The 23,417-nt window shown below is 50.8% G+C and carries 20 protein-coding genes, 1 tRNA gene and 1 pseudogene; 14 read left to right on the top strand and 8 right to left on the bottom strand.

Features of this window, described 5'->3' with window-relative positions; all coding sequences use genetic code 11:
• The first annotated feature begins 139 nt into the window (after window positions 1–139).
• Complete coding sequence (locus tag ACEW81_RS11970) at window positions 140–547, top strand: Crp/Fnr family transcriptional regulator (RefSeq protein WP_373533221.1); 408 nt, start codon at window positions 140–142, stop codon at window positions 545–547.
• Between the two features lie 127 nt (window positions 548–674).
• Here the strand turns inward: ACEW81_RS11970 and ACEW81_RS11965 are convergent, their stop codons facing one another.
• Window positions 675–1,952 (bottom strand): S-layer homology domain-containing protein, encoded by a 1,278-nt coding sequence (locus tag ACEW81_RS11965; protein ID WP_373533220.1) that lies wholly within the window; start codon window positions 1,950–1,952, stop codon window positions 675–677.
• 748 nt (window positions 1,953–2,700) lie between these two features.
• The gene (locus ACEW81_RS11960) at window positions 2,701–3,549 is read right to left on the bottom strand and encodes a YihY/virulence factor BrkB family protein (protein WP_373533219.1); all 849 of its coding nucleotides are present in this window, start codon (window positions 3,547–3,549) and stop codon (window positions 2,701–2,703) included.
• A gap of 258 nt (window positions 3,550–3,807) precedes the next feature.
• Between ACEW81_RS11960 and ACEW81_RS11955 the strand changes: the two genes are divergently transcribed.
• Both ACEW81_RS11955 and ACEW81_RS11950 read left to right on the top strand, forming a co-directional pair.
• Window positions 3,808–4,227 carry a YMGG-like glycine zipper-containing protein gene (locus ACEW81_RS11955; RefSeq protein WP_373533218.1) on the top strand — a complete coding sequence of 140 codons (420 nt, stop codon included), beginning with the start codon at window positions 3,808–3,810 and terminating at the stop codon, window positions 4,225–4,227.
• Between the two features lie 131 nt (window positions 4,228–4,358).
• Window positions 4,359–5,165 carry a uracil-DNA glycosylase gene (locus tag ACEW81_RS11950; protein WP_373533217.1) on the top strand — a complete coding sequence of 269 codons (807 nt, stop codon included), beginning with the start codon at window positions 4,359–4,361 and terminating at the stop codon, window positions 5,163–5,165.
• A 16-nt stretch (window positions 5,166–5,181) separates the two neighbouring features.
• On the opposite strand, the gene ACEW81_RS11945 is transcribed toward ACEW81_RS11950, so the two are convergent.
• Window positions 5,182–5,538, bottom strand: a complete 357-nt coding sequence (locus tag ACEW81_RS11945; RefSeq protein ID WP_373533216.1) for a hypothetical protein — start codon at window positions 5,536–5,538, stop codon at window positions 5,182–5,184.
• Window positions 5,539–5,851: 313 nt separating this feature from the next.
• On the opposite strand from ACEW81_RS11945, the gene ACEW81_RS11940 reads away from it, so the two are divergent.
• Entirely contained in the window at window positions 5,852–6,292 is a 441-nt protein-coding gene (locus tag ACEW81_RS11940; protein WP_373533215.1) for a Rha family transcriptional regulator, read from the top strand.
• 44 nt (window positions 6,293–6,336) lie between these two features.
• Here the strand turns inward: ACEW81_RS11940 and ACEW81_RS11935 are convergent.
• Both ACEW81_RS11935 and ACEW81_RS11930 read right to left on the bottom strand, forming a co-directional pair.
• Window positions 6,337–6,412: transfer RNA gene (locus ACEW81_RS11935), tRNA-Val, on the bottom strand.
• Window positions 6,413–6,456: 44 nt separating this feature from the next.
• Window positions 6,457–7,086: a 5-formyltetrahydrofolate cyclo-ligase gene (locus ACEW81_RS11930; protein WP_373533214.1), complete on the bottom strand. Its 630-nt coding sequence runs from the start codon at window positions 7,084–7,086 to the stop codon at window positions 6,457–6,459.
• Window positions 7,087–7,173: 87 nt separating this feature from the next.
• Between ACEW81_RS11930 and ACEW81_RS11925 the strand changes: the two genes are divergently transcribed.
• The 3 genes from ACEW81_RS11925 to ACEW81_RS11915 all read left to right on the top strand — a co-directional run bounded on the left by ACEW81_RS11925 (window position 7,174) and on the right by ACEW81_RS11915 (window position 10,007).
• Window positions 7,174–7,530 carry a helix-turn-helix domain-containing protein gene (locus ACEW81_RS11925; protein WP_373533213.1) on the top strand — a complete coding sequence of 119 codons (357 nt, stop codon included), beginning with the start codon at window positions 7,174–7,176 and terminating at the stop codon, window positions 7,528–7,530.
• Window positions 7,531–7,690: 160 nt separating this feature from the next.
• Window positions 7,691–9,289: a pilus assembly protein PilM gene (gene pilM / locus ACEW81_RS11920; RefSeq protein ID WP_373533212.1), complete on the top strand. Its 1,599-nt coding sequence runs from the start codon at window positions 7,691–7,693 to the stop codon at window positions 9,287–9,289.
• Between the two features lie 7 nt (window positions 9,290–9,296).
• On the top strand, window positions 9,297–10,007 hold the full coding sequence (locus tag ACEW81_RS11915) for a hypothetical protein (RefSeq protein WP_373533211.1): 711 nt from the start codon (window positions 9,297–9,299) through the stop codon (window positions 10,005–10,007).
• Between the two features lie 375 nt (window positions 10,008–10,382).
• Here ACEW81_RS11915 and ACEW81_RS11910 read toward each other — a convergent pair whose 3' ends face one another.
• The gene (locus tag ACEW81_RS11910; RefSeq protein ID WP_373533210.1) at window positions 10,383–10,970 is read right to left on the bottom strand and encodes a tetratricopeptide repeat protein; all 588 of its coding nucleotides are present in this window, start codon (window positions 10,968–10,970) and stop codon (window positions 10,383–10,385) included.
• Window positions 10,971–11,368: 398 nt separating this feature from the next.
• On the opposite strand from ACEW81_RS11910, the gene ACEW81_RS11905 reads away from it, so the two are divergent.
• From ACEW81_RS11905 to ACEW81_RS11890, 4 genes are all read left to right on the top strand, one after another.
• Window positions 11,369–13,219 (top strand): tetratricopeptide repeat protein, encoded by a 1,851-nt coding sequence (locus tag ACEW81_RS11905; RefSeq protein WP_373533209.1) that lies wholly within the window; start codon window positions 11,369–11,371, stop codon window positions 13,217–13,219.
• A gap of 92 nt (window positions 13,220–13,311) precedes the next feature.
• Window positions 13,312–14,271: an ankyrin repeat domain-containing protein gene (locus tag ACEW81_RS11900; protein ID WP_373533208.1), complete on the top strand. Its 960-nt coding sequence runs from the start codon at window positions 13,312–13,314 to the stop codon at window positions 14,269–14,271.
• 208 nt (window positions 14,272–14,479) lie between these two features.
• The gene (locus ACEW81_RS11895; RefSeq protein ID WP_373533207.1) at window positions 14,480–17,320 is read left to right on the top strand and encodes a TIGR03936 family radical SAM-associated protein; all 2,841 of its coding nucleotides are present in this window, start codon (window positions 14,480–14,482) and stop codon (window positions 17,318–17,320) included.
• A gap of 78 nt (window positions 17,321–17,398) precedes the next feature.
• A complete protein-coding gene (locus tag ACEW81_RS11890; RefSeq protein WP_373533206.1) occupies window positions 17,399–19,711 on the top strand; it encodes an Rne/Rng family ribonuclease in 2,313 nt (770 codons plus the stop codon).
• 94 nt (window positions 19,712–19,805) lie between these two features.
• Here the strand turns inward: ACEW81_RS11890 and ACEW81_RS11885 are convergent, their stop codons facing one another.
• Window positions 19,806–20,174: a (2Fe-2S) ferredoxin domain-containing protein gene (locus ACEW81_RS11885; RefSeq protein ID WP_373533205.1), complete on the bottom strand. Its 369-nt coding sequence runs from the start codon at window positions 20,172–20,174 to the stop codon at window positions 19,806–19,808.
• Between the two features lie 140 nt (window positions 20,175–20,314).
• On the opposite strand from ACEW81_RS11885, the gene ACEW81_RS11880 reads away from it, so the two are divergent.
• Both ACEW81_RS11880 and ACEW81_RS11875 read left to right on the top strand, forming a co-directional pair.
• On the top strand, window positions 20,315–20,794 hold the full coding sequence (locus ACEW81_RS11880) for a flavin reductase family protein (protein ID WP_373533204.1): 480 nt from the start codon (window positions 20,315–20,317) through the stop codon (window positions 20,792–20,794).
• 12 nt (window positions 20,795–20,806) lie between these two features.
• Window positions 20,807–21,157 (top strand): DUF167 domain-containing protein, encoded by a 351-nt coding sequence (locus tag ACEW81_RS11875; protein ID WP_373533203.1) that lies wholly within the window; start codon window positions 20,807–20,809, stop codon window positions 21,155–21,157.
• Between the two features lie 16 nt (window positions 21,158–21,173).
• Here the strand turns inward: ACEW81_RS11875 and ACEW81_RS11870 are convergent, their stop codons facing one another.
• Window positions 21,174–21,986, bottom strand: coding sequence for a thioredoxin domain-containing protein (locus ACEW81_RS11870; RefSeq protein WP_373533202.1), 813 nt, complete (start codon window positions 21,984–21,986; stop codon window positions 21,174–21,176).
• 221 nt (window positions 21,987–22,207) lie between these two features.
• Between ACEW81_RS11870 and ACEW81_RS11865 the strand changes: the two are divergent.
• A pseudogene (locus ACEW81_RS11865) lies at window positions 22,208–23,404 on the top strand (2-isopropylmalate synthase); the annotation flags it as partial.
• Window positions 23,405–23,417 lie beyond the last annotated feature (13 nt).

Genomic DNA, 23,417 nt, shown 5'->3' with positions numbered 1-23,417 from the left:
TTGGGATTGTTTCACACAAAAGGCAAAGCAACCGTTAAAATAATAAGCAGTCGTGTTTCAGATTGATTCAATCGTAGAGTCGGGCGCACCATTGGGCAAGCTGGGTTTGGTGATGATCGATAGAGGGCAATGATTACTGATGAATACAAGAAAATACACCGACGGTGAGGTGATTATTGCCGAAGGTACCTATGGCACCCAAACCTTTCAGATCCAAGAAGGCCGGGTGGTGATTTGCAAGGAAACCGGCGGGGTCTGTCGTATCCCCATTTCGGTGTTAACGGCGGGCGAAGTGTTTGGAGAGATGTACCTGTTTGATGACATCGGGTTTCGTACCGCTTCTGTGGTGGCCCAAGGCGATGTGCTGCTGGAGGTGATTCCGAAAGAGGAAATGGAACGACATCTATCGGCCACCCCTCCCGTGGTGCTATCCATGATTAAAACGCTGGCGGTTCGCCTAGCTGAAACTTCTCAGGAAAACTCCTTATTGAAGTACCGGATGAGTCATCCTTTAAAAACTTTAATGAATTTTTTCTCTGGAAAATAAACCGTTTTTTTAAAATTTTTTGAAAAAATTCCTGTTCACAAAAAATCCCTGCCAGCGTTTGCCAGCAGGGATTTTTTGTGAATAAAGCGGCGGGCTAACTGGAATGAGTCAGCCCGCCGGTTTGTATTTATTGAGGGGTGTTGACTTGCACGGTAATGGGTTGATCCAGCTTGATTTCCAGCTTGTCGCCGGAACTGATGGAGACTTCCTTACCCTTTTTGGCAGCAGCGGCCAAAGCACCGGCGCCCGCTCCTACAGCGGTTCCGTAAATGGCGCCTTTGCCCACTTTACCACCGGAGAGAGGGCCCATGGCTGTTCCCAGCGCAGCGCCCAAACCAGCTCCGATAGCAGTCACACCGGCGGATTTCAGAATCCGGCCTTTGGTGGTGTCGCCTCTCAGCATGCCGTCTTCAGTGGCTACCGAACCTTGAATGGCATAGCGTTGACCGTCGGGGGTGACGATTTCGGTGAACGCGATATCCATGGTGCCGGGTTTGCCGGTACGCCCTGCGGATTGTACTTCGGTGACTTTGCCCATAATCTGGCTACCGGTAGGAATGATAACCATATTGTCGGAGCTCATCAAGGGTTGATCCACTTTCAGGTTGACCATGTCGCCCACTTTATTGAGTTCCGAGCTAATGACGCCGCTGCTTAGTGTGCCGGTGAACTTGGTTTCAGCAGGTACGGAAGACACACGCCCTTGCAAGGTGGTGGGGGCGGTGCCAGCCTGAGTTGGAGGCGTGGTGGCCGCTGGGGCTTGTCCGCCTGCCAGGTTCATACGAGCCCGCAGGTTCTCAACCATGGCGGCAACTTCGGCCCGGGTGGCAGGTTGCAACGGTTCAATCGCATTTCCGGCGTTAGGCTCGTTGGCGAAGATACCGGCCTGAATGGCGGCAGCTACACCGGGACGGGCCCAGGTGGGAATAGAAGCGGCATCCCGGTAGCCTGCCAGCACCTGATTAATGGTGGCATCGCTGGGCATTGGAATGCGGGCGGCATTGCTCAAAATGGCCATGGACTCGGCGCGGCTAATGCTTTTGGCGGGCATAAACTGTCCGTTGGGATATCCGCTCACCAAACCAGTGGCACGTACGGTTTCAATGGAAGGGTAAGCCCAGTGGCCGGTTGGCACGTCATTGAATGTTTGGCTACCGGTGGCGTTGAGATTCAGGCTTAATGCCTTCACCATCATGGCTGAAAACTCAGCACGGGTAATCAATCCTTGGGGACGAAAGGAGCCATCCGGGTATCCGGTTAAAATCCCTTGATCCGACAGGCTTTGAATGGCATTTTTGGCCCAGTTGTTTTGGCTGTCCGGGAAAAACGCCGCCATGGCCATCAGGGGGGAGGCCACCATTTGGATGGTTAATGCCAAGGTTATAATTTTAGCTTGGGTTTTCATAGTATCTCCTTTTTAACGATAGTATTTTTTTGCGATTTTGAAGTGGCATCAGCCGGTGTTTATACGATGGCGTATGGTTTGTACAGGCTGATTGAGAAAACTGGATTTTGCAAAGACACCGCTGCTGGGTTTAGCGTCTTTAAGTTATGGAATCTTGTTCATTGCTCAATTTAAGACACCATCACTCATCTCTGAATCCAATTCAGGGTGTGAATAGAGTTTGTCAAGCAGGGTGAGAACAGCACTGCCCGGTTGATAAATTGAGGAATTGACGGTGGTTGGAATTTCTTATGTTGAATGTCCGACTGTATTCCTGGGTCATTTTTCAAATGACAGCAGGCCCTCTTTCAAATTAACAAAAAGCCCTAATAACTACCCTATTAAAAGTTCTATAACCTGCTACGTTAAACAACATGAATAGTTTCAACTCACTTTATCCTAGCACAAGGAACCCCAAATTGTTGAGATAATGCTTTACACTCCTTCAATTTAAAATACACTGGCTCAAAACAAATATTTTTTGGCAACTGCCGTAGTTCGAAATTACCTATTTTTTCAACATTACTATTTAAATTGCAATCAATATACTTTAAATAGTTGCTTTCTTAAAAATTTTTTGAAAGCCGTTTTAAATCTTAAAATTGTTTTAGAAACGTCACAATTGCAAGAGGCCATCCTACTGGAAGGATTGAAAAAAAATGCACAGAAAAAGCAGAGTAACCATTGGCAGAAATGATGTTTTGGAGACTCAGGAAAGTGACTCGCTGGGAGCAGGTTCCAGTTCTTGTTCCAGCAATAAGGCGTTCACTTCTCCCCCCACCAGTAGCGCAAATGAGGTGAGATAGAGCCAAATCATCAAAATAATAATGGCGCCCATGGGGCCGTAAATTTTGCTGTAATTGCCCATATTATGGACATATTGGCTAAACAGGAATGAAAACAGAATCCACAACGGCACAAACACCAAAGCGCCAGGCCACATTTTTTTCCAGGACTGAGGACCCAGAGGCCTTGGCACCATGGAATACACAAACCAGCTAATTACCAGAAGGCTGGAAACAGACAAGGCCCACCGGCCCCAGCTCATAAAGTCGATAGCGCTGTTGGGCAGGTTTAACCCGGTTTGCAAAATTTGGATAATCAGCTCTCCAAAAATAATCAGGTTGGCACAAACCAGCACAATAAAAGCCAGCCCCAGTATCAAGAGAATGGCAATGGCGCGTTGCTGCCAAAAACCCGGTGTTCTGGACTCCATGCCATAAAAACGGATGAACGCTTTTTCCAGGGTGACCGCCCCGTTGGAAGCGGTCCACAACGAGGCCAGCAAACTTAAAAGGGCCAGTTCACTGGTACTGTCGGCAATCAAGGCCCGAATGCTGGCTTCCACCATATGAAAAGCCTCTCCCGGAATCAATCGCTGTAGCACTCGGGCCACTTGGGCAAACAATTCGGGTTGGGCGTTCATGAGGCCAAACAAGGTGAAAATGAAAATAATCATGGGAAGCAGTGAAATCATCCAGTTGTAGCACATTTCCGCCGCCAGTCCGGCGCAATCATGCTGAATCATTCGCTGGGTCAGCGTTTTAAGAAACGACACGATTTGACTGGCCCCATACGAAGCCTTCCCGATGAAACCGGGTTTCCCTGTAATACTGATAGAGTCAGGCTGATGTGTAATAGGACAATCCCCCTGTGAAACTTTTTGAACCCCTGAGTGGTAGATTAGCATAGGATAGAATAAGAGTGCTTCGCCCGTGAAGCGGAACCATAAAATGGCTGGGGCGTCCTGATAGTTTACAGATAAAAAACAGCACGCGCGATAGCCAGGTTCGCAATTTGGAATTAAGGAGGGAACATGATGAATGATCGCATTTTGAGCCACAAGCTTTATCAGCAAGCCAGTATTTTGGTTGTGGCCGCATTGGTGACAACCGGTTTAACATCCAGCGCTTTTGCCGATGATATCTGGCGTAAACCAGCCGTGAAACAGGGTGCTATTGGCGCCGCTGCCGGTGCCGCTGTGGGGGTCATGTCGGATCGTACCTCCGTGGGTAAAGGGGCTGCAACCGGGGCCGCCGTGGGTGTTGGCACCGGCCTGATGACCCAGTCCCGATTTTTCAAGGACAAGCCCTTATTACGAAATACCGCTCAGGGCGCTGTGATTGGCACCGGAGCCAGCTATGCCACCGGACGCAGCAAAACCAACGGCGCTGTGTTGGGTGCGGGTAGCGGCGCTGGTTATCATTACGTTCGCAAATTTTGGAACCGGCGATAGTCCTGCCATGATTTAGCACTGCGCTTTAAGCACACCAGAAAGGTCGAATGCGTTTCGGCCTTTTTGGGTGTTAAGGAGATCATCAGGCGCATTTAAAAATTGAAATTTACCTTTGATTTGGCATTAATAGAATGATGATGCCCCACAAAAAAACAACCGCCCCTACTGCAAACAATACCGTTACCCCTTCCCCTCAGGCGTTGGGGCCTGAGAAGGATCTGGCTGGCCTGATGTCGGATTTGATCGGCTGCCGACGGTGCGAACGGTTGGTGGCGTGGCGGGAACTGGTTGCCGAGGTGAAGGTGAAACGCTTTGCGGATGATCGATATTGGGGCCGTCCGGTGCCCAGTTTGGGAGATCCCAACGCCCGTGTTTTGCTGGTGGGCTTGGCCCCGGCGGCGCATGGGGGAAATCGAACCGGGCGCATGTTTACCGGCGATCGCAGCGGAAACTGGTTGTATCGGGCCTTGCACAAGGCGGGTTTTGCCAATCAGGCGGAATCCATCAATCTGTCGGATGGCTTGTATTTATCCGATTGCTACCTGAGCGCGGTGGCCCATTGCGCACCCCCTGATAACAAGCTACTGCCTGCCGAAATCCTGAATTGTCGTTCCTATTTAACCACTGAACTGGCCTTGCTTAAAAATATTCAGGTGGTGGTGGCCTTGGGCAAAGTGGCCTGGGATGCTATTTTGCGGGAACCCCGCTTGGCCTTGCCCAAAGGGCAGCCCAAGCCTAAATTTGGCCATGGGCTGGTGTATGAATTGCAGCAAGGGTTAACCCTGATTGGCTCATATCACCCCAGCCAGCAAAATACCTTTACCGGCCGATTAACGGAACCTATGTTTGATCAGGTTTTTGAGCGGGCCCGTCAGGTTTTAAACCGCAATCAGACAGCCAGCGCCGCACAATGGCCGGACGGCTCCATGAATCGCTAGACAGATCCATAGAGGGCTAAGGGGGCTCGCAATACTTGCAGGCGTAGTCCCGCCCGTCTTCAAAGGCATTTGGCACAATTACCGGGCCGGGTAGACCAATGCCATGCAAGCTGCTAAAAATCAGTTTTCGCCATACCGGATGCTGATCGATGCCCAATATGTCTTTGGGTTTCACCAACACCCGATGGCCTTCCCGGTTGGTCAAGCGAACGCTATCAGGATTGACCACCTCAAGCCGACAAGCTTTACACACCCGGTTGTCATTTAAATAAACATCCTGATACTTGGCCGCCATTGCGGTTGGTCCCATCCACAGCAACCCGGCCAGTAAATAAGGAATGCCGTTATGGCCGTTACGAAGGATGAATGACATGGTGTTTCTGACTCCCGTTTGCCCCGGTTGATTCTACCGGATTATCGGCCTGAAATCCGAAACCTTGAATTTTAAAGACCGCCCGCTTTGGGTGCCAAGACCTTTCCCAAGCAGCGTTTTTGTTTTTGGTAATGGCCTTTGCTCGCTGGATTCAGGGGGAAAGACAAAAATTAAAGTTTTGCCCGAATCCGGCGATATCCGTTAAAAGCAGGAGTGACGACTGACTAAAACAAAGCAGTCAAAGCAATTAATACGATTTGTAAATTCCCTTCTCAATTTACTAGGTTCCTTCAAGCAAGATAAGGAGTGCGATATGGCTTACACGTCCCGGCCCATCAACCCTGAGGTTAGAATTATTGATGGGGGGCCAGTGACTAATACACAAAACATGGCGTGGGTCTTTCGCATCCAGCACGAGGAACTGTTAGAAGACATCCGGCACCTGGAATGTTCTCTGACGTTTCGCAACACTAACTTTACCGAAGTGAGCTACACCGATCCCGAAGGCGAATTGCAAACCATGTTTCGGGTAACCCGAGATGGCTTTATTTTGTTGGCCCGAAAATTTACAGACGAAAAATCGGCCCAAATCCATCACGATTACCTGGAAGCTTTTGATCGGTTGGACGAAAATTTAAAGCAATTGCAAGTGTGTGATAAAAACCCGTTTCTCACCATGAGTACCCTGGACTTGATGAAAATGCAGGCTTCCATCGAGGCGGAACGTCGTATTTTGAGGCGCGCGAATTATTAACGTTAAAAAAGCCTTGAAAAGGTTTCAAGGCTTTTAAAATCAAATGGTGGGCGCTGACGGACTCGAACCGCCGACCCTCTCGGTGTAAACGAGACGCTCTACCAACTGAGCTAAGCGCCCGCTTTTGTTGCGGAATTTAGTTATACCCAAAGCGGATGAGTCGGTCAACCGTCAAAATTTGACGACCCCTCTCTTTCCGCATGGGCAGACCAGATGTGATGTTCGGTAATCAGCCAGTCTACCGGCAAATCCCACCCTTCCACGGGCAGGTTTTCCCATAATAAATCACTGGGAACAGCGCCGATGGTCACACAGGTCTGCCCCTGCTCATGCGCCTGCCCCAAAAAGCGGTCGAAATTGCCCTGCCCATAACCCAGGCGGTACCCGCTTTGGTCAAACAGCAATCCGGGCAGAATCATGACATCATCCGCTTGCAAGTGTTCTGGGCCAATGGCTGCCGCCTCCTCTGATGCCTCCGGTTCCAGAATGCCGTGCTTTCCGGGCCTTAGCGGCTTTTGGGGCTGGTAGGGGTAAAACCTCATGCCTTGCCCGGATTTCATGACGGGGAGAAACCAGTTTTTGTCAGGAAACTGGTTCGCCAGCGCTCGCAAGTCGGGTTCTGTACGTAAAGGGTAATAAAACAGCACCCGGCTGGCTTTAATAATGGCCGGGTGGGTGGCGATTTTTTGACAGATCAGCGCGCTCAGGCTGGCCATGGGCAGGGTGGCCCGCAGGGCAAGCGCTTGTTTTCTAAGGGTCTGTTTGGAAGCGTCGGAAATGGGGGAATCACTCATAGGTTAAGCTTTCATACTAAAAATTAAAGTTTCCCGGAAATGGGTCGACTTTTTATTCAGCGGAATAGCTGGAGGTTCAGCCCCTTTATGATAAATGATCGAAAACAGTTTTGTCTTCTCCTGAAACAGGCCCGACAAGAGGCTAAATTAAAGCAGGAAGTGGTGGCCCGTTATTTACAAATTCCCACGTCGGCGGTGTCCTCATTCGAGTCCGGGAATCGGAAGCTGGAAGCCGTGGAGCTGTACATGCTTTCCAAGCTGTACAAAAAGCCCATGGAATGGTTTTTCAACGAGCGCCCCGATTACCTGTTTATTTCCAGCCGTCCCCAAAGTGAGGCGGATGACCCATTAATTGCGGAATGCTTCAATTTACTCAAAAGCGCTCCCCGGCACTTGCAAAAAAGTGCCGCTTACGGGGTTATCGGTTTTTTAAGTGAGCGTTAAATTTCGATAATTTGCCACTCTAACCTCTTCTTCAGGGTATTACTTTACTCCTCTGTTTGGATGAAGGTTGTGGCCTGTATGGGTTCATTGCCCCCACAACGGGCAAGCTATGCTATATTGTTCACATCTTGAGTGAGCGTTGGAGTGTGGCTGCGATTTCATGACAGTAAGCCCTAAGATCAAAAAGCCGGTTTTTGCCGCCTTGTCGATTTCACATCATGCGGTTGAACTGGCGGTTTTTTCCCATAAAACCCTGTCCATTCAACAGGCGTTATCCATGACCATGCCAGAGGGGTTGATTCACCCTGAGCTGGATACCATTCAGGACATCACGTTTTTAAAAGAGTTAATCTCCCAGCTGTTGCGTTCCGCCAAGCCCCGGCCTACTCTCGTTCATCTGTCGCTTCCCGGCACCTTGCTGCGCATGGTGGAAATGCCCAAGGGCATGGATGCTTCCAGTTTGTATGTTTCGCTATCCAGCGAAGCCGAGCGCTATAAAACCTTTGACAACACCGAGGCCGCCGTTGATTTTGTGGTGATTGATAACCCTCAATTGCCCCATAGCATGCAGCAACTCATGTTAGGGGCGCTGCGCAGCGACGCGCTGTCCGCTTATTTGAAAGTGATGAAAGATTTAAAGCTGAAAGTCCATACCATTGGGCTGGAACCTTTGAATGTTCTGCGGGGTATGGCCGGTACCGGGGTTCTGGATAGCTTGGTGCAGCAAGCGGGTCAGGATGCTCACTGGGGCATGATTCTGGTGGATCCCTCTCGCATTCGCTTTTCCCTGTGGCAATTTGATCAGCTTATGGAGTTCCGGGAATTGTCTATGGACACCCGTGATTTTGCCAACGCCGCCCAGGACAACATGGTGGTGGAAGATTTACTGGAAGAGATTCGCCGAACCACCAAAACCTTGCAACCCGTTTTGTGGATGACCCACAACCTGCCTCCTGCCATGGAAGCGGTTCTGGCAAGCCATTTGGGCTGTCCGGTACGCAGCGCCCCTATCGGTAACGCTATTTCCATGTCTCACCCCATATCGCTTGCTACCATTGGGGCGTCCATGACTTCAGTGGTCCCCTTTCCTTTTGATTTGGATATCAATGCGGGTTTGAATCAATCGGGAGGCACTTCTGTGAGTAGTGGGGCCAGTGGTTCCCATGTTGGAGACAGTGGTTCTGATTCGGGAAAATTGCCCTGGCTAATGCCCTTGGGTGTAACTTTGATGGTGTTGAGTGGGCTTGCTTCTATTGTTTTATGGCTGATGGCCAGCTCAGTGGGTGCTCAGATTCCAGAGGCGCAATCCAAAGTGGAGGGCGCCAAGGTGGAGGTTTCCGGTCTGCAAAGTCGGCAGGAGGAGTTAAAGCGTAAGGCGGAGCTGGATCAAAGTTTGATTCAACTGCTGGAAAAGGCCAAGATTCGGAACCTGGTTTATGTGGCCCTGACCGATGACTTGAGACAAAAGACCCCTGAACAAGTCTGGATTCAGGCTTTAGAGGTGAACGAGGGCTTGCTGCTGACCGGCAAGGCGCTGAATCATAAATCGGTGATTAATTTTGCCAAAAGTTTTGATGCGGCCCCTTACACCAAGGCCATTTTAATTGATTCAATTGTAGAAGGCCGCATGGCCAGTTCTTTGGTTTACGATTTTAAAATCAGCGGCGGCATCAACCTGGATCCTTCCCTGCTGCCGCCCAAGGTGTCACCGGGTGCGGATAGTAGTGGGGAAAACCCACCCGCCAACCCCGGAGCTTGAGGTAGGTATGGCATTAAGGCAAAACGAAAAAACATTGGTTGGGGCCGCTTTGGTGGCTGGTGGCATTGCCATTTTTGTGGGGCTGGGGCTTCCTCAGTTTGACGCTTACACAGCCAATACCACCCAGTTTAACGCGTTAAGCGATGAGTTAAAGAACCTGCAAATTGAAAAAGACTCTTTGACCGGCCAAATTGCTATTCTTGAAAAAAATACGGATATTCCACCCGATATTAAAGTAAAGACCTTTACGGAAGATACCCGCGAAGTGGTCATTAAGCAGATGCTGGATCAGGTGGTGGGGTTGGCCACGGGGGCGGGCAATAAATTTATCAGTCTGGCGCCTGCCGAGGTGGACCCTTTGATCAGTAGTTCCGCAACAGCTTCGGCAGAGGGAGAACCCGCCGCTGATGCCACCAATGCACCGGCGGACGCTGCCACGCCTGAAGAAGGTGCGGAAGGAGAGCCTGTGGCACCGCCGCCACCCATGTTGACCACCTTTGGTTATCAATTGGCGGTTCGCGGCACCTACAATACCATTCAGAGCTTTTTGAGATTGATGGCCCAGGAAAAAGAGTTGATGGAAATGACCGCCATTAACGTGGTGAATGAATCCAATAACAAAGACACCGCTGGGGCCACGGACACGCTTTATGATCCCGGCTCACCCATTAAGTTGATGGTAACCATTCGGTTGGCCATGCAACAGGTGGCTCCCTGATTGTTTAAAGCCGGATAAAATAAAGCCCTGTAACATTGCTGTTACAGGGTTGGACATAGGCTGGGTTGAAATCTGTTTGATGTTGAATGCCTGAAAGCTTGCTGCTTTCGACATCAAACAATTTGGACGGTCTGAACGGAAGGGGAGGGTTTGGATTGAAGCCACCGTCTGTATGTCTCTTGATTAAATAAAAACATTTAACAAGCCTGGATTGCGGAACGAGTTATAAAGGTTAACATCGCGGATATCATGCGTATCGTTTTTTGAAATGATGCGCATTTGAGGTGGGTGGCGTGGGTTGGACGGGCAGGCAAAAAAAAACCACTAGAATCACGTCTAGTGGTACAAGGTGTGTCCAGTGGAGATAAAGCGTGCTTACAGGTTTGTCTTTTCCTGCGTGAGCAAGGCCAGGTTTAATGCTTTGGCCTTGGCTCGTGATTTTTGGCGGGTTTCAGACAAACGGGTCAGAATATGGCTGTAACAACTCAGCAAATACTCGTGTTCTTCTTTGGGCAGGCGATTTTCACTGCCCCTTAGTAACAACTGGGCTTGCCTGTATTTTTTAAGCCGCAACAGCAGCACAATATTTTGATCGTATAAGCTGGGCAGTAAAAATTTTTGGTAGGGCAGGATTTGTTCAAAGGCCCGATTACAGCATTCCAGCGCTTCACGGTATTTACCCAATACATCCAGAACACCGGCTCGTGAAATTAAGGCTTCCACGCTATGGGGATTAATGACCAGCGCCCGGTTAAAAGTTTCCAACGCTTCCTGATCCCGGTTCAGGCAATACAGAATGTCGCCTCGCAGCACCAGCGCCCGAATATCCTGAGGCTCCATTTCCAGGGTTTTTTCCACCATTCCTAAGGCGGATTCGTAATCCCCTTCGTAAATAAACAGGTCACCTGCGGTTTTCAGGTACCGTTCCGCCGAAAAATTGAGAACTTTGCTCAAAAAATTCATTCTGGCGACAACCCTCACTCTTGAATCTGGGTAATTTGTTTAAATCATCTTATCAAATCGCGGTGAATGCGAACGTCCGGCTACTCAATCCACCGCTGGAAAGTACTTTAAAACCGGCCTTTTGCACCACTACAAATCCGTATAATCATCTATTTGTTTACGCTACAAGCCGTATAGTCTGCAAATGCCTTGGTGTCCTTCCCCATGTGGGGAGTAATAATTCGTAACAAACATCCCCATGGGGGTGTAATTTTCAGAACAACGCCTGTTCTTCTTCCCCCCCCTGGATCTCAATGGACCTCAATGGATCTCAGGAATTTAGAGGAAGTGTTGGGCTTTAAAAAGCAGGAAGATAAAAACAGCGAAAGACCGCTTTATGCCAATCGAACGGGTTTACAATGGCCTGGAAACAGCCTGACAAAAAGTACAGAAAATACCGGGCACCTGTGTGCATCGCCCTCCTGATGATGGGCTGTGTGTATGGCCCCTGCGGTGCCTTGCTTCACCACTGGCCCATTCCTGCGGCCTTGGCGATGTCCCCTTTGCAGGGGTCCGCCTCCTTCAGCAGCCAGATACAGTCGCAAACCCTTCCGCCTTCGGTTCATGCCTATTTCCCCGCATCAGGGCTGATTCTCAAAGCCGATCGGCTGGCCGGGCAATATAAACTGGGGGCGGCCAAAGCCTTATACCAGCAAGCGATTCGCCAAAACCCCCGTGCTGCGGGTGGTTGGAATGGGTTGGGCAAAATTGCCTACTATCAAACCAGCGCTTCCAATCAGCATGTGCGCAATCAAAAAGAGGCGCTTCAGGATGAGGCCATTCAGCATTTTTTAACCGCTTTGCGTTATGAACCGGGCTATGTGGATGCCCATCTTCATCTGGCCCGTATTTATATGGACAAAGGCCGCATGCAGGAGGCGGGTGAAGCAGTTGGCAAGGCCTCTTTGCTGGCGCCCAATCATTACCGGGTTTTAACCGGGCAGGGCGAATGGCTGGTTCGGCAAGGACAATATAATGAGGCGGTTCCTTATTTAGAACGCTCCATTCAAAGGTATTCCGCCGATGATGCCGCCCATTATTTTCTGGCGGTGGCCTATACGGCGCAAAACCGGCTGGATGAAGCCTTGGCTCAATTAAACAGCACGGTGTGGCTTAATCCGGCCCATGCCCCGGCCCACTATCAACTGGGGCTTATTTATGAAAAACAGGGGAACGGGGCCGCTGCGGTGGAACATTATCAGCAGGCGCTGGCCTTAAAACCCGAACTCACCAAGGCTCGGGAGCGGCTGGCTGGCTATCTGGAATCCAGAGGCGATATCGCGGCGGCTTTGTCTCACTGGAAACGCTTACAGGAATCGAATTCGCCCGATTGGGAGGCCACCGAGCGGCTGGGGCGGCTTTCCGTTCAAAATCAGCAGCCAGAAGTGGCCATTGCCCTCTATCGTGCCTGGCTGGGCCAACACCCGGAGGATCAGGCCAAAGTTGGTCAGGCTCTGTCTGTGGCCAAAACGGCACTGGCCCGCCAAAAGCTGAGAGATGATGATTTAATCAGTCAGGGCGAGGCCAAACGCTATGCGGAACAAGCGTTGCAATACCAACCCAATAACTTTGAAGCCCGCCTGATCAGCGCCCGACTGGATCGGGAAATGGGTGCGGAACTTTCGCCTGATAAAGCCAAGGCCCCCGAGTTGATTGAGGTGGCCTTGCGAGAGCCCGGCCGACAGCCCTATCAATCTTTTGAAAAAGGAACGCTCTTGTTGGCCCGTTTTCAGTTTCAGGAGGCGCAAAGCGCTTTGCGTGAAGCCCGCCGCACGGGAGAAGGCAATCGGAATGATATGGTGTTTGGCGAATTGTTTTTAACCATGGGCTTGCCCGACTTGGCGGAAGAATCATTTCAACTGGTTTTAAAAAGCCTGCCTGACAATGCCGCGGCCCGACTGGGGCTGTCCAGGGCGGCACAAGCCAAGCGGCAATCTCAAATGGGGGTGGCTGAGGCTAGAGACTGGACTTCTGCCCAAACCCGCCCACTTGCTATTGAAAAATTAAAACAAGCGCTGACCCACAACCAGTGCAACGCAGAAGCCCATTACCGGCTGGCCGAAGCGTATGAAAAAAGCGATTTGGATGCCTTGGCCGCCGATCATTACTATGCCTACCTTGGGCTAGCACCTTTGGGGGAAAAATCAGGCTCCGCCCAATCCAGAATGAATCGCTTAAAACGCAAAATGGTTCAAAATCGCAATCGCTAAGGGGCGGAACGCATTGAAGTTGACAGGTGACAGTCTCCTGATTTTCTGTTAAGAGTGTAGTAATTACGTTTCTTAAAATGCTGGATATTTTGATGAGCCTGTTTAATCCCTCTGCTCCGTTGGATGTTCGTTCCTTTGGCCTGTTTTCCAGACCCAGGTTAAAAGCGAGCCCGTTGCCTGCGGGTGCCAGGGCGCACGGTGGTGAGGGGCCTGCCGTTGGGAAAGTGGAAAATCGAGCGTTCCCTCCAGCTCGGGCGTGGCAATTCTCAATCAGTCAGGATACTTTTGAGGCTTTTTCCACAATTCCAGAACCCGAATTTAACCGCCTGAACACGCTTAAAAATACCGAAAATGATTCGTGGCGGATGTTATTGAATAAAACCGCCCTGTGTCCTGATTATCGGGACTGCCAGGGTTTTGCTCCGTTGCATTACACGGCTTTTATCGATGATCGCACCACCGCCCGTAGTTTGTTGCAAATGGGAGCCAAGCCCGATGTACTCAGCCATCATGGGGAGTCTCCCTTGATGCTGGCCGCCATGCGGGGGAATGTCTGGTTGGCTGGCATTCTGCTTCGGCATCAAGCCGACCCTAATTATCGTTACGAAGCTCCCTGGCCTCAATCCCCCATGGTGTACGCCGCACGGGAAGGACAAGTGGATGTTTTGGCCTTGCTGCTGGCTCAGGGTATCACCCCGCAAAATAAAAATGAGGCACTGGCTGGGGCCGCCCGCTACGGTCATCTGGCCGCGGTTGACTTGTTGTTAAACAACGGGGCCGATGTAAACCAGAAAGATGCTCAGGGCTTTGGGCCTTTGATGCTGGCCTTGCGATCCGGTTCTCCGGATGCTGAAAAAGTGGGCCTTCGGCTGGTGGAAGCGGGGGCAAATGTGCATGACAAAGTTCAGTCCACCGGCAAAAGCGCTTTGTATTTGGCTGAAATGATGAATTACACTGAGTTGGCTCAAGCACTGAAACAAGCGGGCGCTAAAAGCATGGATGGAAAAAAAGATCAGGGAACACCCTTTAAGGCTGCCGGATTTAAAAACTAGCGCCCGTTTTGCCTTGGCATCAGTCACTTTTTGGCTTTTTTAACATTTTAAAAGCGGGTATGCTCTTTCAAAGCGCCTGCATTTGAGCTATACTCTTTCCATCTTAAATCGGGAGCCGATACTCCAATTAGGCTGAATGCCCCTTGTGGTTCCAGTTAAAGCGTCGGACTCCCCAGTTACCCAGATTTGATAACGATTGGCTCGTTCAATGAGTCTTTTTTCCAAGACATCCCAGGTTTCCAAAACCCCCAGCACCCCTCAAATCGACAAACGATTCCTTGAGGAAGAAATCTTGCCACATGTTTTCAAGCCAGCGCGCTACCTGGGTCTGGAGCAGGGTACTTACCACAAGTCCTTTGACCGTTCGGCGGTGCGTATGGCTGTGGCTTTCCCCGATTTATACGAGATTGGGTTTTCCAACTACGGCCTGAAAATGTTGTACTCTCTGGTGAACCAGCAGCCTGATTTTATGTGCGATCGGGTCTATGCCCCCGCCCCGGACTTCAAGGAAAAAATTCTGGCGCATCAAATGCCCCTGTACGGGGTGGAAAGCTTCGTGCCGCTTAAAGATTTCGACACGCTGGCCTTTTCCCTGCAGTACGAACTGAATTACACCACCATTTTCGGTTTGCTGGAAACGGCCCAAATCCCCTTTCGCAGCGAACACCGCAGCGATCAGCGCTACCCGTTGCTGATTGCGGGAGGCCCTGGATCGGCCAATCCCATGCCCCTTTCTCCCTTTTTTGACGCCTTTATTATTGGGGATGGCGAAGAGGTTTTGCTTGAAGTTTTAACCTTGATTCAAAAAAGCAAAAAGGAACGCTGGGCCAAGCCGGAACTGCTTAAACAGCTGGGTCAGCTGGAAGGCTTGTATGTGCCGGGTGTGACGGCCAAGGCCTATAAACGCATTGTGGACATTGCCGAAAATCCGGTGGATGTGGCCCCACTGATTCCCCTGATTGGGGCGGTTCATGACCGTATTACGGTAGAGGCCCGTCGTGGATGCGACCGGATGTGCCGCTTTTGCCAACCCTGCTTTATCAACCTGCCGGTGCGGGAGCAGAGCATTGAAAACATCAAGAACGCCGCTTTAAAAGAGATTCAAAAAACGGGCTATGAAGAGTGTTCGCTATTGTCGTTGTCTATTGCCGATTATTCTTATTTCAAGCCCTTGATTCTGGAAGTGTCTGAGGCGCTGGCCGAAGAGAACGTGTCCCTGTCGCTGCCCAGTCAACGCGCGGATCGTTTTAGTCTGGATGTGGCCGAGGCGGTGCAAAGCATTCGCAAAAGTACCCTTACTTTCGCCCCCGAGGCTGGTACCACCCGCCTGCGGGATGTCATCAACAAAAACCTGACCGATGGGGAAATCATGAACGCGGTTACCACCGCTTACCGGGCGGGCTGGAACAAGGTAAAACTATATTTTATGATTGGCCTGCCCACCGAAACCCATGCGGATTTGGATGGCATTGTGGACATTGTGCGCCGCATGCAGCAGGAATGCCTGGAAATCAAGCGGGAACCGGGCTTGTCCAAAAAAACCTTTCTGGAAATCAATGTTACCCTGTCTAATTTTGTGCCCAAACCCCATACCCCTTTTCAGTGGTTTGCCCAAGATACCATGGAGCAGCTTTACCACAAGATTGAGTACCTGCGGGAGCAGTTTCGGGCCTTTCGGGGGGTGAAGCTGAATTTTACCGATCCTGAAATCAGCAAGCTGGAAGCGGTCATTTCTCGGGCAGGGGTGGAGCTGGCCGATGTGATTGAATCGGCTTATCGCAAAGGCGCTTATCTGGATGCCTGGGATGACACCAAGAACTTCGCCCGCTGGTTTGAGGCCCTGGAGGAAAAGGGCATTCATTATGAAGCCTATACCCGTGATCGCTGTTGCGATTTGGATGAAGTTTTGCCTTGGGACCCCATTGACGTGGGCTTGACCAAGCAATGGCTTCAGGAAGAATACCGCAAAGCAACTCAGGCCAGCAGCACCACCCCTTGTTTTGAGGAGTGCAGCGTGTGCGGGGTGTGCGGATCGTATAGCACCTGGCCCAAGTTCATTGAAACGCCTACTTTTAAAAACGTAAAGCGCATTCAAAACTCGATTTCGGGAGAGTCGGAACCGGAAGAGACGCCCCAGAACAAGAAAGACCCGGTGTGTAAGGTTCGCCTGAAGATTGAAAAACGAGGCGATTTAAAGTTTATTTCTCACCTGGACTGGTTTCGGATGATTTACCGGGCCATCTCCCGCAGCAAACTGCCCGTGGCTTACAGTCAGGGGTTTAACCCTCGCCCCAAAATAGGCTTTGCCCCCGCCCTGCCTCTATTTACGGAAGCGGAAGGTGAATATCTGGATATTGAGCTGACCGAGCGCATGACCGGGGTTCAGGCCCGTTTGAACCCGTATCTTTCACCGTTGAGCCAGATTCTGGAGGAGCGTTTAATCCCCATTGGTACCCCTAGTATCGATCGCAGCATCCGCACCTTGCGTTATCGGGCAAATTACTCTGTAAACACGACTTGCGCCGATTCGGGAAGTCAGGTTAATATGAGTGAACGCATTGCGTTCCTGAAATCACAATCGATTTTGCCAGTCGAAGTCGAGGTGACTCAAAAGTCAGGCACTCGCAAGCAGACATCCAAAAAAGTTTTAGATTTAGTACCATACCTTGAACATCTTGAGGTCGACGGAGACGGGGCTGTTTCCTTCACCCTCCGGCGACTTGAAGCCGGAAGTGGTGCAAGAAACAGCACAAACGGTAGCTCTGCTTCAATTAAACCGCAGAACGCCGACCACATGAACGGGGTAGAAACGGGAACTGATGCAAACGCAAGCCAGGGAACGCGTCCCGAAAGCAATGACCTTGATGAGCAGGGTATTCCAGCTCAAGGCCACGCTTTGGGTGAAACAGCCTTAACGGAGCGCGGGCTTGCCTCTGTCAAACCCTCCTGGGTGCTAGATTTAATCAATCCAACGCTGAAATGGTCTTTGACCCGCACCAGCATTGAAATGGAACCGTTGAAAGAAGCAATTCCGGCTTCCCAGACTTAGCCTGTTTTCACCCAATCGAGTTGATGAAGAGTTTTTTAACAGTTATTGAAAGTTTTTTAAGTTTTAAGGATTTCAGTTATGGCAAAACGCAAAATTGTAATTTCGGAAAACGATAACATCGCCGCTTTAATGGAAGATGATCGGGCCGTTGAATTTATCATTCACCGGGGCGATATGCTGCTAGGGGATGTGTATCTGGCTACGGTGGAAAATATTCTGCCCAGTATTGATGCCGCTTTCGTGAATGTGGGCGGGGATAAAATGGGCTTTTTGCACTCCAGTGATGTGCCCGGAAAAGGCGACCTGAAGGCTCGTTTGGAACCCAAGCAGCAGCTGGTGGTTCAAATTATGAAAGAACCCACCGGCCACAAAGGCCCTCGGGTGAGTACCAATGTGAGTTTGCCCGGACGTTTTTTGGTCATGATGCCGGAATCCAAGGGTATTAGCATTAGCCGCAAAATTGTGGAAACCGTTGAGCGCTCCCGTTTAAAATCGGTGGTGAGCCTCATTAAACCACCTGGGGTGGGGGTGATCATTCGTACAGAAGCCTCTAACCAGAAAGAATCGGATATTACCGAAGACTTTGAAACCCTGCTGGAGCGCTGGCAGAATATCGTATCCATGGCGGATACGGCGGCCCCGCCTACCTTGCTGTATCGGGATCAGGACTTGTTGTACCGCGTCATTCGGGAAGCGGTGAATGAAGATGTCACCGAAATTATTGTGGATAGCGCCTTTGGCCAACAACGGGCTCAGCAGCTGTTGCAAAACTGGAATATGGACAAAGGGGTGAAGGTCACCCATTTTCAAGGGAGCCAGCCCATTTTGGTAGGCACCGGGGTGGACAAGGAAATCAAGCTGGCCCTGAACACCAAAGTACCATTGCCCAGTGGCGGTTACCTCTACATTCAGCCCACCGAGGCTTTAACCGTGGTGGATGTCAACTCCGGCAAATTTACCAGTCTGCAATCGCAGGCGGAAACCATTAAACTAACCAACCTGGAAGCCTGCAAGGAAATCGCTCGGCAACTGCGGTTGCGGAACATCGGCGGCATGATTGTGGTGGATTTCATTGATATGGAATCTCGGGCCAATCAGTTGACCGTGCTACAGAGCTTTGAAAACGAGCTGGCCCCGGATAAATCCAAGCCTCAAATTGGCCAGTTGTCCGATTTAGGGCTGGTGGAAATGACCCGGCACCGTCAGGGTCAATCTCTGAGCGAAATTTTTACAAGGCGCTGTAACACCTGCGGCGGCACCGGGCATGCCCTGGAAGAGTTCAGCTGGATGCACACCGGCGAAGGCGGCGAAGGCCGGGGCGGGCGTCATCAGCAAGGCCGCAGCAAGTTGCCCACCCGTCAACCCAATCGCTTGCAGCAGCTGCCTAAACCGGCGGTTTCGCTCAGCAACAAAAAAGACAAAGCCCGTGTGGCGCTTGGCAATTTGGCGGAAGCGGCCACTCAAAAGAAGGGTGGCGAGCCACAAGGGCCGCAATCCAACATTACACCCGGTACGGTATTGCTGAATAATTTGGCTAACAAAAAGAACCCGGCCAGCGAACAGGAAGGGTTGGTGGATTACTTCAGCGAGAAGTTCTACAAACTGACCGGGGTTCGCCTATCGCTGGTGACCAAGCTGGCTTACTTGCCCGGACCCATTAACAGTGTTTTAACCCGCATCAATCCCAAGGCCAACGACATTGTTTCTTTGGTGCATTCCATTGAAAACTCGGCGCATATTCCTTTTTCCGAACGTCGAGAGCTGGAAGACGCCAATGAGTTTGAAGAGGACAGCAGCGAAGAAGGGGCTGAGGAGCCTGAGGCAGAAGTTACTGCTGAAGAAGCCCCGGCTCGGCAGCATCCAGCCGCTGGCAGACCTCGCCGTGGCAGAATGACTCGTCCGGAAGAGGCTGAGGAAGAAGCGGATGACGATGGCGCCTCTGATGAAGTGGAATCTTCTGATGATGAGGATGGCACCGAGGTGGTGATTGCTGATGTCAATGCCGTAGCCGCCGGTGAAGTTCGCTATACGGCCCCCGAGCAAGAGGAGGTCGACGAGGTGGAGGTGGTTGAGAAACCTCGCCGTGGTCGTGCCGTCAAGCGGGTAATCGAGGAAAGCCTTGATGATCTGGATGTATTGCAGACTGAACCTGTGGAAACCCCTGATATTGAACCTGCCGATGATGAATCGGACGGGATGAGTGCGGGGCTTTCAGATTCGGATGATTCTGAAGACTATGACGATGACGCCGATGATGATGATGACTTTGTAGAGGATGAAGATGGTGGCGGCACCGCTGTTGCCGTGGCTCAGGCCGAGGCGGCAAAGAACCGCCGTCGGGGTGGGCGTCCGGCCAAGCGCAGTATTAAAAAGCCACCCACCAAACGCTAATTTGTTTTGACCCATTTAAAAAGCCTGAGGCATAACGCTTCAGGCTTTTTTGTGGTGGTTATAATTCAAAATTAGGGCGTGATAAGTATTGGCACTAAAAGTGCAGGGCCAGCAAGCGCTCCACATGGTGTCCGCCAATGATGTGCTGGTCTACAATTTCAGGTACATCGTCCGGCTGAACGTTGTAGTACCAAACCCCGGCGGGATAAATCATCACCGCTGGCCCCACGGCGCACAGTCCAATAGAGCCGCAAGTGGTTACAATGACCGTACCTTCCATAGAACCCCGTTTGCCGTAGAGTAGCCCTTTTTCCGCCAAAACTTCCCAAAATTTGGCCAGGGTGGCCTCGCTGTTGTTTTTGCTGCAGGAGGTTCCGGTACAAACAAACACATGGGTGTTCAGGTTGGCTTTGGTAACGGGGGCCTTGAGGGCCAGCTCGATGGGATCCAGTTGCGTACTCATGGCGTTTAAAATTCCTTACAGTCCAATGATTTCATCAAAATTGAATAGGGGTTTTCCCACCTGGAAAGGGACGGTTTCATTTTCACTCTGGTTTCAAGTACAGTATAGGGGAAACGTGTTTTGAGGTGGAGGATTTTAAAGTGACAGAACAACTGCTGAACAAAGAAGTAATTGGACAAGCCATTGGCCGGATTCCTAGCGGCGTGTTTATCATTACCGCCCAGCAAGGCGATCAGAAAATTGGGATGATGGGTTCCTGGGTTGCTCAGGCTGGCTTTGAGCCTCCTTGCGTTTCGGTGGCCATCCATCCCGATCGGGAAATTTACAAGGCCATTGAGGAAAGCGGCCACTTCAGTATTAATGTACTGAGCAACGAAAACATGAATTTGATGAAAGCGTTTTCACGCTACTCCCCCGAGCAGTTTAACGAAGTGGCGCACACCGTTTCTGAAAGCGGCATTGTGCTGGATGAAGCCGTGGCGGTGATGCATTGCAAAGTGGTTTGCAAGTGCGATACCACCGAGCATCATTTGTTTATCGGCGAAGTGATTGACGCTGCCTACCTGAATCACGAGCAAGCGCCCATGGTTCACTTACGGAAGTCCGGCTTCAACTACTAGTTTATCAACGCCATGGCCATTCATGCCCGGATTAAAGGCGAGGCATTAGTTTTGCCTGTAAAGGTCACTCCCAAAAGTGCGCACAACCAGATACTACCTTACGCCACCGGGGATGAAGCCCTCCACTTGAAAGTAAAGCCCTTGCCGGATGCGGGCAAGGCCAATGCGGCAGTGATTGCTTTGCTGGCTGAAGTTTTAAAGCTGCCCAAACGCAGAGTAACACTCGCCAGCGGGCATCAATCCCGCTATAAACAGCTTGCCATTCAGACTGATCCGCAGCACCCCCCGGAGGCCCTGTTAATTCAATTGGCCGATGTGCTGGGCTGCCCGGTGGCCCAGTGTTTTTCAGGGGATGAGGCCTGACTTTTTCAAATCCCCGTTAAACGCCCGGCTCGCCAAACATGCGGATAATATCCCACAAGGCACGAGGCGGAACTTTGCCGGTCATCACAAACAGTTCGCCTCGCCGGTTGTTGGCCAAATTGGCTGGAGAAACCAGTGAATTATCCAGCAAGGCATAAGCTGGCAGTTTTTTGATGTTCAGCTGCCCCATTAGTTTTTTAGCGCTATCGGTGTTGGTGTTGAGGCGCAATATTTTTAAGTTCGGTTTGCCGCTAATTTCAAAGCCGTTCAAAAAAGGCGCCATTTCCTGACAAGGCTCACAGGCTTCATTTTCAAAGGAAAAAAGCAGCAGCTGATTCAGCGGAGCGCCGTTTTCCAGACCCAGCCGGGGAATTTCGACTCCCTCAGGAATGGTGACCGGCTTTAAGCGATCGATGTGTCGAAGCAATTGCTTTTCCAGCACCACGGGGGTAATCAGGGCTTCCATTTTATAAATCGGTTTGCCCTGAGCATCGTACAGCACATAGGTGGGGGTGCCGTGCAGCTGATATTGCTCCCAGTATTTTTTATTGGCCTCGCTGGCCACGTCAATATGCCGAAATACAATTTGATCTCGGGTTTTGCGCTGCATCAGCTTGAGCTTGGGGGCCATCATCTGGCAGGTGCCGCAGTAGTCGGAATAAAAATCTAGTAAAACCAGTTTGCCATCAGCCTCTTTACGAAAGGTGTCTGAGAGGGGCGGGGTTTCCGCCCACACGTTGAGCATTACGCCCGACAGTGCTAGCAAGGCGAATGTGCTGAAAGCGGTCATTGACTGTTTCAGGCTGAACCCGGATAAGCGAAGTTTCATCAGAACGTGTCCATTCATTGAAAATTTTCTACTCTCGTTCAATTTTAAGCGGGCTTATGGGAAAGGTCATTCCATTCAGGTGGCCTCAACTGCCAGAAGCCGCATAAATACCCAAATGAAGGCTGTTGAATGGTGTTGGCTACTTTTATTTTCTGTTATCATAGCATTTTAATACCCCTTTCACCCTGTCGTGATTATTTTAGAGAGGGAAACCCCTGTTTATGAGCGCCCCAGACAAACCCACCCCCAAAAGAAACCCGGATAACAAGGTTATTATTTTTGATACCACCCTTCGGGACGGGGAGCAGTGTCCTGGCGCCTCTCTCAGAAACCATGAAAAACTTTTGATTGCCCGTAAACTGGCTGATTTAAAAGTGGATGTCATTGAGGCGGGTTTCCCCTTTAGCAGTCCCGGTGACTTTGACTCGGTCAAGCAAATTGCCACTGAGATTAAAGGGCCTACCATTTGCGGCTTAAGCCGCACCACCCCTCAGGATATTGAAGCCACCTGGGATGCGGTTAAACATGCTGAAAAACCCAGAATTCATACCTTTATTGGCACCAGTGACATTCATATTCAGGCCAAATTCAAGAAAACCCGTGAAGAGATCCTGAATATCGCACGGGATATGGTGGCGCTGGCCGCTTCCAAGTGCAACGATGTTGAATTTTCGGCGGAAGACGCTGGTCGCACCGATCCTTTTTATCTGTATAAAATGATTGAGGCGGTGATTGACGCCGGGGCCAAAACGGTGAACATTCCTGATACGGTGGGCTACACCATTCCCGATGAATTTGGCCGTTTGATTAAAGGCATTATGATCAACGTGCCAAACATTGATAAGGCCATTATTTCTGTTCACTGCCATAACGATCTGGGCATGGCCACCGCCAACAGTTTGAGCGGTGTGCAAAACGGGGCCCGCCAGATAGAATGCACCATCAACGGCATTGGGGAACGCGCCGGAAACGCGGCCATGGAAGAAGTGGTAATGGCTTTGAAAGTGCGCCCGGAATACTTTGAAGGGCTTTACACCGATATCGATACCGTCCATTTTGCGGAAACCAGCAAAATGGTTTCCGATTTAACCAGTATGCCGGTGCAGTACAACAAGTCCATTGTGGGGCGTAACGCTTTTGCCCACGAATCCGGCATTCATCAGGACGGTTTTTTAAAGGGACGCGCCACTTACGAGATTATGATGCCTGAGTGGATCGGGCTGGGAGAGTCTTATTTGCCCTTAGGGCCTCGTTCCGGTCGGGCCGCCGTAAAGTCTCGGCTGGAAAAGCTGGGGCTAACGGTAAGCGATGAGCAAACGGTGGCCTTGTTTGAGGCGTTTAAAAAACTGGCCGATGAGCAAAAGCGGGTTGAAGATGATGACCTGAAACGGCTTTACGAGCAAACGCTGGTAAAAGCCTAGCCCAAAGCGA

This window comes from Vampirovibrio sp. (assembly GCF_041737375.1).
Taxonomy (GTDB): Bacteria; Cyanobacteriota; Vampirovibrionia; order Vampirovibrionales; family Vampirovibrionaceae; genus Vampirovibrio.
Note: the sequence above shows the minus strand (reverse complement) of the source record. Positions and strands in the feature narration are given on the sequence as shown.

What these genes read in the sequence shown, in the direction of transcription:
- ACEW81_RS11970 (WP_373533221.1), top strand. Translation starts at nt 140, where the DNA reads ATGAATACAAGAAAATACACCGACGGTGAGGTGATTATTGCCGAAGGT.
- ACEW81_RS11965 (WP_373533220.1), bottom strand. Translation starts at nt 1,952, where the DNA reads ATGAAAACCCAAGCTAAAATTATAACCTTGGCATTAACCATCCAAATG.
- ACEW81_RS11955 (WP_373533218.1), top strand. Translation starts at nt 3,808, where the DNA reads ATGATGAATGATCGCATTTTGAGCCACAAGCTTTATCAGCAAGCCAGT.
- ACEW81_RS11950 (WP_373533217.1), top strand. Translation starts at nt 4,359, where the DNA reads ATGATGATGCCCCACAAAAAAACAACCGCCCCTACTGCAAACAATACC.
- ACEW81_RS11945 (WP_373533216.1), bottom strand. Translation starts at nt 5,538, where the DNA reads ATGTCATTCATCCTTCGTAACGGCCATAACGGCATTCCTTATTTACTG.
- ACEW81_RS11940 (WP_373533215.1), top strand. Translation starts at nt 5,852, where the DNA reads ATGGCTTACACGTCCCGGCCCATCAACCCTGAGGTTAGAATTATTGAT.
- ACEW81_RS11930 (WP_373533214.1), bottom strand. Translation starts at nt 7,086, where the DNA reads ATGAGTGATTCCCCCATTTCCGACGCTTCCAAACAGACCCTTAGAAAA.
- ACEW81_RS11925 (WP_373533213.1), top strand. Translation starts at nt 7,174, where the DNA reads ATGATAAATGATCGAAAACAGTTTTGTCTTCTCCTGAAACAGGCCCGA.
- pilM (WP_373533212.1), top strand. Translation starts at nt 7,691, where the DNA reads ATGACAGTAAGCCCTAAGATCAAAAAGCCGGTTTTTGCCGCCTTGTCG.
- ACEW81_RS11915 (WP_373533211.1), top strand. Translation starts at nt 9,297, where the DNA reads ATGGCATTAAGGCAAAACGAAAAAACATTGGTTGGGGCCGCTTTGGTG.
- ACEW81_RS11910 (WP_373533210.1), bottom strand. Translation starts at nt 10,970, where the DNA reads ATGAATTTTTTGAGCAAAGTTCTCAATTTTTCGGCGGAACGGTACCTG.
- ACEW81_RS11905 (WP_373533209.1), top strand. Translation starts at nt 11,369, where the DNA reads ATGGCCTGGAAACAGCCTGACAAAAAGTACAGAAAATACCGGGCACCT.
- ACEW81_RS11900 (WP_373533208.1), top strand. Translation starts at nt 13,312, where the DNA reads ATGAGCCTGTTTAATCCCTCTGCTCCGTTGGATGTTCGTTCCTTTGGC.
- ACEW81_RS11895 (WP_373533207.1), top strand. Translation starts at nt 14,480, where the DNA reads ATGAGTCTTTTTTCCAAGACATCCCAGGTTTCCAAAACCCCCAGCACC.
- ACEW81_RS11890 (WP_373533206.1), top strand. Translation starts at nt 17,399, where the DNA reads ATGGCAAAACGCAAAATTGTAATTTCGGAAAACGATAACATCGCCGCT.
- ACEW81_RS11885 (WP_373533205.1), bottom strand. Translation starts at nt 20,174, where the DNA reads ATGAGTACGCAACTGGATCCCATCGAGCTGGCCCTCAAGGCCCCCGTT.
- ACEW81_RS11875 (WP_373533203.1), top strand. Translation starts at nt 20,807, where the DNA reads ATGGCCATTCATGCCCGGATTAAAGGCGAGGCATTAGTTTTGCCTGTA.
- ACEW81_RS11870 (WP_373533202.1), bottom strand. Translation starts at nt 21,986, where the DNA reads ATGAAACTTCGCTTATCCGGGTTCAGCCTGAAACAGTCAATGACCGCT.